The following is a 2,500-nucleotide window of genomic DNA, read 5'->3' on the forward strand; positions in this document are numbered from 1 at the left end:
GTAAGCGGCAAGGAGACCCCATCTGGCGCGGCTGATGCTGAGCAGGGTATTTCGGGCATACGAGTTCTCTGAATGTGAGGATCTATGTCTAGACCTGCGGCTAGCCTTGGGTTGATGCGAATGATCGAGGCGGTGCCCGATCGCCTTGACGGGTCGCCGCGGCAGTTGCGGCGGTTCTGGTCCGACGAATTCAAGGCCACAGCGGTTGAGCAGGCCTGTCAGCCCGGTGTGAACATGTCGGCAGTCGCGCGACAGATCGGGATCCGGCCGGCTCAACTCTACCGCTGGCGCAGAGAACTGTTGGGCAGTGATGACCCTGGACAAGCAGCAGCGGCAGTTGATCCGCAGAGCGTCGCACCTGACCCCGAACCTGTCGTCGAAATCGTCATTAGCGGTATCGTCGTGCGGGCCGGCCGGCATGTTGAAGAAGCACATCTGCAGCGTATCATCCGAGCGGTTCGCTCAGCATGATCCCCGCAGGCGTAAAGGTCTTCCTCGCCAGTCATCCCATCGACTTCCGCAAAGGGCCCGACAGCCTGCTGTCGCTGGTGCGCGACGCCGGCAGTGATCCGTTCAACGGCTCGCTTTATGTCTTCCGGGCCAAACGGGCAGACCGGGTCAAGATCGTCTGGTGGGATGGATCAGGGGTCTGCCTCTATTCCAAGCGGCTAGAGAAGGCGCCGTTCTGCTGGCCGCGGATCGGCCACAACCGGGTGCAGCTCAATCATGCCCAGCTCATGGCGCTCGTTGACGGCATGGACTGGAAACGGGTTCGCTCTGTGGCGGTGAAACCGCCGGAGATTGTTGGGTAGAGGCCTGCGGCGAAGTGAATCAACCGCCTGAAAGGGCAGGAAAACCAAAGCAAAATATGCTCTGGTAAGCCTCATGACGCCGCCCGATCTACAGCTCCCGGATGATGTAGAGTCCCTGAAAGCCATGGTCCTTGCCATGGCCGAGAAGGCAGCGCGCACCGATGCTCTCGAGAGCGAGGTCGCAGACCTGAAGGCCAGAAACGCCGATGCTGATGAACGCATCGAACGACTGACCCAGATCCTGAAAGCCTTCGATCGTGCCCGCTTTGGCCGGCGATCGGAAAAGCTCGGCTCTCCAGGCATCGATGATGAGCAGCAGGCTTTTGTCTTCGAGGAAATCGAGACCGGCATCGCTGCGATCCGAGCCCAGGTGAACAAGGGTGCCGCCCATCCCGATGGCAAACGTCCGCCCCGGCCGCGCAAGGGCTTTGCACCTCATCTAGAGCGTGTCGAAGTGGTGATCGAGCCGGATGAACTGCCTGAGCATGTGGGCAAGCAGAAGGAGTTTATCGGAGAAGACGTCTCGGAGCGACTGGACGTCGTGCCGGCGAAGTTCCGAGTTATCGTCACCCGGCGGCCGAAGTATGCTTTCAAAAACGAAGACGGCGTCATTCAGGCAGCCGCACCCGCGCACATCATCGAGGGCGGCATTCCGACGGAAGCGCTTCTCGCCCAGATCGCGGTCTCGAAGTATGCCGATGGCCTTCCGCTCTATCGACAGGAGGCAATCTATGCCCGCGACAAGGTCGAGCTTGACCGCAAGCTGATGGCTCAATGGATGGGCAAGCTCGGCTTCGAGCTTGATATCCTGGCCGACTACATCCTCGCCGAGATCAAGAAGGCTGAGCGTATCTTCGCTGACGAGACGACGTTGCCCACACTCGCGCCCGGATCAGGATCGGCCAAGACTGCCTGGCTATGGGCTTATGCCCGGGATGACAGACCCTTCGGTGGCAGTGGCCCGCCGATGGTCGCCTATCGCTTCGAAGATAGCCGCGCTGGCGACCGGGTCGCCCGGCATCTGAGTGGCTATCGCGGTATTCTCCAAGTTGACGGGCATGGTGCCTACAACAAGCTTGCCCGATCTGACGGCGGCAATGACGGTGTGATGCTGGCCGGCTGCTGGTCCCATAGCAGGCGCAAGTTCTACGAACTCCACGCCTCGGACAGCTCCAAGATCGCCACCGAGACTGTGGAGCTGATGGCAAAGCTCTGGCAGGTGGAAGAAACGGCCCGCGGGCAAAGCCCTGACGCCCGTGTCGCGGCGCGCCAGGTGACGTCTGCGGCAGTCGTCACTGAGCTCTTCGCCCTCTGGCAAAAGACCCTGCCGCGGATCTCCGGCAAGTCGAAGCTCGCCGAGGCGATCCGCTATGCCACCTCGCGTCGCTCCATCTTCGAACGCTTCCTCACCGACGGCCGCATCGAGCTCGACAACAACATAGTTGAGCGCGCAATCAGGCCCCAGACGATCACGAGAAAGAACAGTCTCTTCGCCGGCAGCGATGGCGGCGGAAGGACCTGGGCGACAATCGCTACGCTGCTTCAAACCGCCAAAATGAACAACGTCGACCCGCAGGCCTGGCTCACCCAGACCCTCGAGCGCATCGCCAACAGCTGGCCCAGCAGCGATCTCGATGCACTCATGCCGTGGAATTACGCAGCCTGAGCGGCCTCAGCTTGCCGCTTAC

The 2,500-nt window shown here is 61.3% G+C and carries 3 protein-coding genes; all 3 read left to right on the forward strand.

Features of this window, described 5'->3' with window-relative positions; translation table 11 throughout:
- Positions 1 to 120: 120 nt before the first annotated feature.
- The 3 genes from LXM94_RS26250 to tnpC all read left to right on the forward strand — a co-directional run bounded on the left by LXM94_RS26250 (position 121) and on the right by tnpC (position 2,478).
- The gene (locus LXM94_RS26250; protein ID WP_329605653.1) at positions 121 to 471 is read left to right on the forward strand and encodes a transposase; all 351 of its coding nucleotides are present in this window, start codon (positions 121 to 123) and stop codon (positions 469 to 471) included.
- Positions 468 to 812: an IS66 family insertion sequence element accessory protein TnpB gene (gene tnpB, locus LXM94_RS25710; RefSeq protein WP_235774710.1), complete on the forward strand. Its 345-nt coding sequence runs from the start codon at positions 468 to 470 to the stop codon at positions 810 to 812. The genes LXM94_RS26250 and tnpB overlap by 4 nt, the downstream gene beginning before the upstream one ends.
- A 73-nt stretch (positions 813 to 885) precedes the next feature.
- A complete protein-coding gene (gene tnpC, locus LXM94_RS25715) occupies positions 886 to 2,478 on the forward strand; it encodes an IS66 family transposase (protein WP_235774712.1) in 1,593 nt (530 codons plus the stop codon).
- Positions 2,479 to 2,500: the final 22 nt, after the last annotated feature.

The organism is Rhizobium alarense, assembly GCF_021555155.1.
In the GTDB taxonomy this organism is placed as follows: domain Bacteria; phylum Pseudomonadota; class Alphaproteobacteria; order Rhizobiales; family Rhizobiaceae; genus Rhizobium_D; species Rhizobium_D alarense.